Source organism: Pseudomonas sp. 86_A (assembly GCF_017491705.1).
GTDB lineage: Bacteria > Pseudomonadota > Gammaproteobacteria > Pseudomonadales > Pseudomonadaceae > Aquipseudomonas > Aquipseudomonas koreensis.
In genome coordinates this window covers 27,515-34,945 of sequence record NZ_JAFGYS010000007.1, presented here as the reverse complement: position 1 = coordinate 34,945, position 7,431 = coordinate 27,515, and the positions used below count along the sequence as shown (strand labels likewise).

Here is a 7,431-nt window from a genome sequence, read left to right as displayed (position 1 = left end):
TTTCAGACCTTTACACGGTTGACGATCAACAACCGGCAGCTCAGTCTGCCGGTTCTCTTTTTCATCGCGGGGGTGGTCGATGCCTTTCTTCACGGTTGACGGACAAGCGCTGCACTACATTGATCAAGACACCGGCCCGGCCGTGCTGCTGGCGGGCAGTTATCTGTGGGACACCGCCATGTGGGCACCACAGATCGCTGCACTGGCGCCGCACTACCGGGTGATTGCTCTGGATCTGTGGGGCCACGGCGAATCCGGCACGTTGCCGCCAGGCACCGCGTCGCTGGATGACATTGCGCGGCAGGCCGAGGCGTTGCTCGATCATCTGGTTATCGATCAGGTCACGTTGGTCGGACTGTCGGTCGGCGGCATGTGGGGCGTACGCCTGGCGTTGTCGGCACCGCAGCGGATCAATGGCCTGGTGCTGATGGACACGTACGTCGGCGTGGAGCCGGAGCCTACCCGCCAGTATTACTTCTCGCTGTTCAAACAGATCGAGGACAGCGGCGAGATCTCCGAGCAACTGCTGGACATCGTGGTGCCGATCTTCTTCCGTCCGGGCATCGATCCGCAGTCAGCGCTGTATCAGGACTTGCGCGCCAAACTGGCGGCGTACAGCACTGATCGCCTGCGCGACAGCATTGTGCCAATGGGGCGAATCACGTTCAGTCGGGATGATCGGTTGCCGCGTCTGCGCGAGTTGAACGCCGCGACCACGCTGGTGCTGTGCGGCGATCAGGACAAACCACGACCGCCGTCAGAGGCCAAGGAGATGGCGCAGCTGATCGGTTGCCCGTGGGTGCTGGTGCCGGAGGCGGGGCATATCTCCAGTCTGGAGAATCCCGAATTTGTCACTGAGGCGTTGCTCGCCTTTCTGGCTGAGCGCCATTGAAAAGATCGCAGCCTGCGGCAGCTCCTGCAGAAAACGCGTTCCCATGTAGGAGTTGCCGCAGGCTGCGATCTTTTGATCTGGCTTATTCAGGCCCGAGAATCTTCGCCAGTTTGTCCGGCGAAGGCGCGCCTTGCTGCTGTTGCAGCTCACCCTTGTCGTCCATGTAGAAGATGGCCGGCGTCGCCTGCAACTCCAGGTCTTCCATCAACTGCATGTTGGCCGCGAGTTTGGTCTGCACCGCCGCCGGAATATCTTTCAGTGGCTTGAGGGTGCTGGCCTTGCCAGCCTTCTCGTGGTCTTCCAGCGCCTTGGCCGGGTCTTTCGCCGCCAGCAGGGCAGCGGATTTCGCCGGGCTGTCTTCGCGGATGATCCCGACCATGATGTGCCGCAGTTGCACCTTGCCGGCCTTGACCCATGGCCGCGCCTGTTCCCAGAACATGTTGCAGTACGGGCAGTTCGGATCACTGAACAGGTACACCGTGCGCGGTGCGTCCTTGTTGCCGTCCTGAATCCAGTTGCTGGCTTCGAACTTGCCCCAGATTTCCTTGGCCATCGGCGCGTAGACCATTTTCTGCAGCGGTTCGCTGCTCAGGTCCTTGCCGTCGGCGTCGTACAGATTGCCCAGCAACACGTGTTGGCCGTCCGGCGTCAGGTACAGCGCCATGCCACGGTTCTGGTACTGCGCCGCATAGCCGCGCAAGCCGTCCGGGGCGTCGAACTGGCCGACGATTTTTGCGCCCTTGGCTTCGATCTGCTTGATCGCGGCGGGCAATTCTTCGGCGGCCTGTACCGACGGCAGGTGCAGCAGGGCAGTGCCCAGAGTCAGCGTCAGCAGGTGGCGGAGGCGGGGCATGGCAGTTTCCTTGCAGAGGTGGCCGGTGCGGCGGTTGGATTGGGGCTGTCGAAGTTTTCCAGGGCGCGCGCCAGACTGGCGTTCGACAGTTCGCCCAGGTGGCTGCTCAGCAGGCGACCATCAGGGCTATAGAACAGCGTAGTCGGCAGCGCCATGGAACCCACTGCCTGACCGAGTCGGCCGCTGCGGTCGAACAGCACGTTGTTCAGACTCAAGCCCTGTGTTTCGAGAAAAGTGGCAACGCTTTGCATGCTTTCGGCCTGATTGACGAACAGAAAAGTCAGGTCCGGGCGTTGTTGCTGGGCGTTTTCCAGCACGGGCATTTCCCGCCGGCACGGCGGGCACCAGGTGGCCCACAGGTTGATCACCAGCGGACCGCCCTGATAATCGCGGAGCTGGATGGTCTCCCCGGCAGCGTTGCGCAAGGTGATCTCCGGCAGCCGAGTGCCTTGTTCGTAGATGTTCAACGACAGGGTCGCCAGCAGCCAGAACAGCACACCGCTGGCCACGCCGAAACCCAGCGGCCGCCGCAGGCCCGGGCGGCGCCAGCCGCGATACAGCGCCGCCAGCAACAGTACGATCACCCCCGGCCAGGCGAGAAAGCCGCCATCGCGCAGGTCGATGATCTGCCACGGATCGTTGCGATAATGGCCCCAATACAACGCGACAAACGCCACGCGCGCCGCGAGCAGGCCCAGCAGAAACAGGCTGAACAGCGCCGACTCGGGGTTATCGCCGCCACGCTTGGCGACCCGCCAGCCGACAAAGGTCGCCAGCGCCAGGGCACTGATCAGCAGCAGGTGGTTAAGCGCGATGGCAAAGGTGCCGAGGGTGAACGTCAGCATTAATTGGCGTCTCGGGTGGTGGTCCAGCGTTGCAGGAAGGTATCGGCATCGACCTCACCGGTGATGCGCTGGCTGCGCCGTTCTTCGCCGTCGGCGCCGATCCAGACGAAACTCGGTGGCCCCGGGACTTTGTAGCGGCCCAGCAGTTCGCGGCTGGCGGCATTGTCGGCGGTGACATCCAGGCGCAGCAGACGCACATCGCTGAGTGCCTGCATCACCGTGTCCTTGCCGAACACTTGTTTCTCCATGACTTTGCACGACACGCACCAGTCGGCGTAGTAGTCGAGCAATACCCACTGACCCTGGGCCTTGGCGGTATCGAGCTCACGTTGCAGCGCTGCCGGATCCTTGATCGTGGTGAACGCGTCATGCCCGCTCGGCGTGGCGCTGGCAACCCGGCCGGCGCTGTACACCTGCAACGGCTGATACGGATCGTCACTGCCGCCGGCGGCACCGATCATCAACAGGCTGCCCCACAGACCGAGCAGCAACGAACTGGCGCCGAACACCTGAGCGACACGTCCAAAGCCTTCGGATTGTTTCCAGGCGCAGAACGCGGCGATCAGCAGCAGCGCGCCACACAGGCCCAGCCATAGCGAAGCATCCAGCACCGGGCGCAACATCAGCAGTGCAGTCGCCAGGAACAGGAAACCGAAGATGCCCTTGAGCAGGTTCATCCACGCGCCGGGTTTCGGCAGGAAGCGGTTGCCGACGGTCACCAGCAGCAACAGCGGCACACCGATGCCAATGCCCAGTGCGAACAGAATCAGCCCACCGTGCAACGCATTGCCACTCTGCGCGATGTACAGCAAGGCGCCGGCCAGCGGCGCGGTCATGCATGGACCCACCAGCAGACCGGACAAGGCGCCGAGCACCCCGGCACCAATAAGGCTGCCGCCGTTGCGGCTGCGCGAGGCGTGTTCGAGGCGATCACGCACCGCCACCGGCAATTGCAATTCGAAGAAGCCGAACATCGGCAACGCCAGCACCACGAACACCAGCGCGAACGCACCGAGCAGCCAGGGGTTCTGCAACCACGCCTGCAGGTTGGCGCCGAGCAGCGCGGCGACCACGCCCATCGCGGCATACACCAGCGCCATGCAGATCACATAGCTGCTGGCCAGGGCGAACCCGCGACGTGGCGTGGCGCCGCTGCCGACGATCATCCCCGCCAGAATCGGCAACATCGGCAGCGAGCACGGGGTAAACGCCAGCAGCAGGCCAAGACCGAAGAACACCAGCAGGCTCCAGCCCAGTGCGCGCTGTTCAAGGCTGCTAGCCAAGGCCTGATCCGGCGCTTCATTGCCGGCGGTTGGCGTCGCTTTGCCGCCCAGCTCAATCACCCGGGTTTGCGGCGGATAACACAGACCGGCATCGGCGCAGCCCTGATAACTGACCTTGATCTGACCGCTGGCCGTGGCCGGGACTTTCACCTCCAGCCCCTGGCGGTATACCGGTTGTTCACCGAAGAATTCGTCGCTGTGGGACTCACCTTCGGGCAGAGCCGGCTGTTGTTCGGCCTTCAGGCCATCGAACTTCAGGCGCTTCTGATACAGGTAGTAGCCGTCGGCGATCTGCCAGAACAGCTGGGTTTCCCCGGATTCCAGGCGTTCGGAGGTGAGCACGAATGCTTTATCGACCGGGAGAAACTCCGGTTTGGTGTCGAATGGATTGTTTCCCGCCTGGGCCAGGCCGGAGATCAGCAGTGCAAACAAAAGAAAAAAATGACGCATGGAGGAGCCTTGTCCCTGTGCAAGTCTGGTGCACAGTGGCGGGTGGCGATTAACCGATGATTAACCGCCCCGCACGATGTCGGATGGGCGACCCGACGCCGATTCACTGGTGCCTGCGAGTGGCCTCAGTCTTTCAGCAGCCCGGGCCAGGTGGATTCGGAGATTGTATACGGGCCAAATACTTTTTTCGCGCCCTGTTCATAACGCAGGTACTGGTTGTCGTTGAGGAAAACATAAAAGTAAGTGTCGAAGGTCGGGTAGTCGTTGGTGGCGGCAGTCATCATTCGGCCTTTATATTCTTCCAGCGGTGCCCACGGCGAATCTTTGAGTGGCAGCACTTCCAGGTATTCTGAATAAAGGTCGTAGATCAGATAGTTGCCGTTATTCAGCAGGAACCAATAAGTTTCTTTGGTGGCCGAACTCTCGGCCCACATCACGCCGACGATTTGATAGTAGTAAGGAAGTAACTTTACCCAGGTGGATTTTGCCACGGAGGTTTTCGACAGGGCTGTGTCGGACCTCTGGCTGATCTCACAGACGCTGGGTGTATCACCCTCGTCGTAGAACATCCAGAGGGTATCGATGCCACCGTTATAGCTGCGGGTTGTCGTGGTGAAACCAAAGCGCAGATCGGCAGCAGCCTTGTCCAGGCCTTCCCAATGACCGTCAACGGACTTGGGGTAGCCGGAGAGCACTTTATTGTCCTCGAAATCGAAGCGGGCATAGGTGTTCTTTTCTTTGAAAAAGAAATAAATACGATCGGGGCCGGTGCGCCAGTCAACCGCAATGAAGTTTTTGCCAATGGTCATGTTTAAAGTTCTTTTAATAAAATATTGATTGAGAGTGATGGTGGTTTGTTGTTTCTGTGTTGCGGGCCAAGATTAGTTATCGGTTTTATATTTGTACAGCGTGGGGGTGTTGTTAGTTGTTTCGTTAGTTGCTGTTTGGGTTTGATTTTTTAATCGGTATTAGTTGTTGTGGCCAGACAAGTTTCGATCAAACAGGTCGGGGCCTGCCGCCTGCGTTGTGGCTCTGCCATAATTGCGGCTTAATCCTGCTCTGTTTGACTCACCTTTTTTCTCAGGGAATCGCCATGCACGTACTGGTTTGCGAAGACGATGAATTGATCGCCAGCGGTATCGTTGCCGGGCTCACAGCCCAAGGGCTCACCGTGGAGCACGTCAATACCGCTTCCAAGGCGCGGGCGATGCTCAAGGTCGCCGAATTCGACGTGATGGTGCTCGATCTCGGCCTGCCCGACGAAGATGGTCTCAAGTTGCTGCAACAACTACGGCAACAGGGCCTGGAAATTCCGGTGCTGATTCTGACCGCGCGCGATTCGGTGACTGACCGGGTCGATGGCTTGCAGGCCGGGGCTGACGATTACCTGCTCAAACCGTTCGATCTGCGCGAGCTGTTCGCCCGCCTGCAAACCCTGCTGCGCCGGGTCGCCGGACGCAGCGTCAACCTGATCGAACACGGCGCACTGACCTACGATCCGAGCAGCCGTGAAACCACCCTGGCCGGGCAGCCGGTGGACTTGTCGCGCCGCGAGCAATCGCTGTTGCAGGCACTGTTGCACAACCGTGGCCGGGTGCTGTCCACCGAGCAATTGAAGGACAGCGTCTACGGCTTTAATGACGAGTTGGAGAGCAACGCCCTCAACGTGCACATCCATCACCTGCGCAGCAAACTCGGCAAGGGCATCGTCGAAACCGTGCGCGGTCTGGGCTATCGCCTTGGACCGGCCGATGGTGGAGAGCAACAGAAGTGATGAGTCTGCGTCTGCGCCTGAGTCTGACCCTCGGCGCCGCGTTCGCCCTGATCTGGGCCCTGGCCGCGGCCTGGATGCTCAGCGACTTGCGCAATCAGATGATGTTTTCCCTCGACCAGCGTCTGGTGGCGTCGGCGCGCATGGTCGCCGGCCTGCTGGAGCAATTGCCGGCGCTGCCGAGCAAGGGCGAGGGCACCCATTTCAGTGCCGAACAGTTGAACATTCCCGGCGGCATGGCCTGTCAGGTCAGTTCGTTACGCGGGGAGATTCTGGCCCGCAGCCACAGCAGCCCCGAGCAAACCCTGGAAGCCGAGAAAATGGGCTTCCACGACCAGATGATCGATGGCGCGCCGTGGCGCAGTTTCACCCTCGCGCGGGGTGACGTGCGGATCACCACCGCTGACCGCCAGATCGAGCGCGAAGCCCTGAACATGTCGATCCTGCTGGCGGCTTCGGTGCCGGTCGGCGTGGCGTTGCTCGGTTGTCTGTGCCTGTTGTGGCTGGGTATCGGTCAGGGTCTGGCGCCGCTCAATCGCCTGCGCGAAGCCCTGATGCGGCGTAATGCCGACTCGCTGGAGCCGCTGCAATTGCAGTCGTTTCCCAGCGAGCTGAAACCGCTGCTCGATACCCAGAACCAATTGTTCCAGCGCATCGGCAAGACCATCGAGCGCGAGCGGCGGCTGACCGGTGACGCCGCCCATGAACTGCGCAGCCCGCTGACGGCGATCAAGACCCACTTGCAAGTGGCGCGCATGACCGAAGGCAGCGCCCGCGATCAGTCGCTGGCCCGGGCCGAAGAGGGCGCCGATCGTATGCATCGCACGCTGGAGCAACTGCTGTTGCTGGCGCGGGTCGAGGGCAGCCTGTCGTTCGACGACGGTGTGCAGTGCAGCGCCGAGCAGGTGGCGAAACTGGCGATGCAGGATGCGGCCGGCGGCGAGCGCCAGCGAATCAAACTGCACTTGCCGACAACCTTGTCCAGCGCACCGGTGCAAATGCCGGCGGTGCTGTCGATTGCCGCGCTGCGCAATCTGCTCGACAACGCTCTGCGCCATACCCCGGCGGACGCCGCGGTGGAGTTGAGCCTGGAAACGGTCGGCCAGCGCGCACGTTTCGTCGTGCGTGACCATGGTCCGGGGATTGCTGCGCAGGATCTGCAGCATCTGACCCAGCGCTTCTGGCGCAACGGCCAGAGCACCGGCTGCGGCCTCGGCCTGGCGATTGTGCAAGCCATCGTCCAGCGCTGTGCCTGCACCCTGCATTTCGACAGTCGTCCGGATGGCTTGCGGGTGGAACTGACGATGCCGCTGCAACCGGTCTGAAAACTCAACAAC

Annotated in this window: 7 protein-coding genes; 3 read left to right on the top strand and 4 right to left on the bottom strand. The window is 61.4% G+C overall.

The genetic code is table 11. The annotated features are described in order from the left end of the window. Positions 1–79: 79 nt before the first annotated feature. Positions 80–892, top strand: a complete 813-nt coding sequence (locus tag J5M57_RS12050; protein ID WP_207848147.1) for an alpha/beta fold hydrolase — start codon at positions 80–82, stop codon at positions 890–892. Between the two features lie 82 nt (positions 893–974). Here J5M57_RS12050 and dsbG read toward each other — a convergent pair whose 3' ends face one another. From dsbG to J5M57_RS12030, 4 genes are all read right to left on the bottom strand, one after another. Continuing rightward, positions 975–1,745, bottom strand: a complete 771-nt coding sequence (gene dsbG / locus J5M57_RS12045) for a thiol:disulfide interchange protein DsbG (protein ID WP_169841976.1) — start codon at positions 1,743–1,745, stop codon at positions 975–977. Next, a complete protein-coding gene (locus tag J5M57_RS12040; protein WP_064588489.1) occupies positions 1,721–2,590 on the bottom strand; it encodes a TlpA disulfide reductase family protein in 870 nt (289 codons plus the stop codon). Before J5M57_RS12040 ends, dsbG begins: the two co-directional genes overlap by 25 nt. Next, positions 2,590–4,323, bottom strand: coding sequence for a protein-disulfide reductase DsbD (gene dsbD / locus J5M57_RS12035; protein ID WP_207848148.1), 1,734 nt, complete (start codon positions 4,321–4,323; stop codon positions 2,590–2,592). The genes J5M57_RS12040 and dsbD overlap by 1 nt, the downstream gene beginning before the upstream one ends. 125 nt (positions 4,324–4,448) lie before the next feature. Next, entirely contained in the window at positions 4,449–5,132 is a 684-nt protein-coding gene (locus tag J5M57_RS12030; protein WP_207848149.1) for a hypothetical protein, read from the bottom strand. A 284-nt stretch (positions 5,133–5,416) separates the two neighbouring features. Here J5M57_RS12030 and J5M57_RS12025 point away from each other — a divergent pair, with 284 nt between their 5' ends. Further along, on the top strand, positions 5,417–6,097 hold the full coding sequence (locus J5M57_RS12025; RefSeq protein ID WP_007969056.1) for a response regulator: 681 nt from the start codon (positions 5,417–5,419) through the stop codon (positions 6,095–6,097). Then, complete coding sequence (locus J5M57_RS12020; RefSeq protein WP_083368346.1) at positions 6,097–7,419, top strand: ATP-binding protein; 1,323 nt, start codon at positions 6,097–6,099, stop codon at positions 7,417–7,419. The genes J5M57_RS12025 and J5M57_RS12020 overlap by 1 nt, the downstream gene beginning before the upstream one ends. The last annotated feature ends 12 nt before the right edge of the window (positions 7,420–7,431 follow it).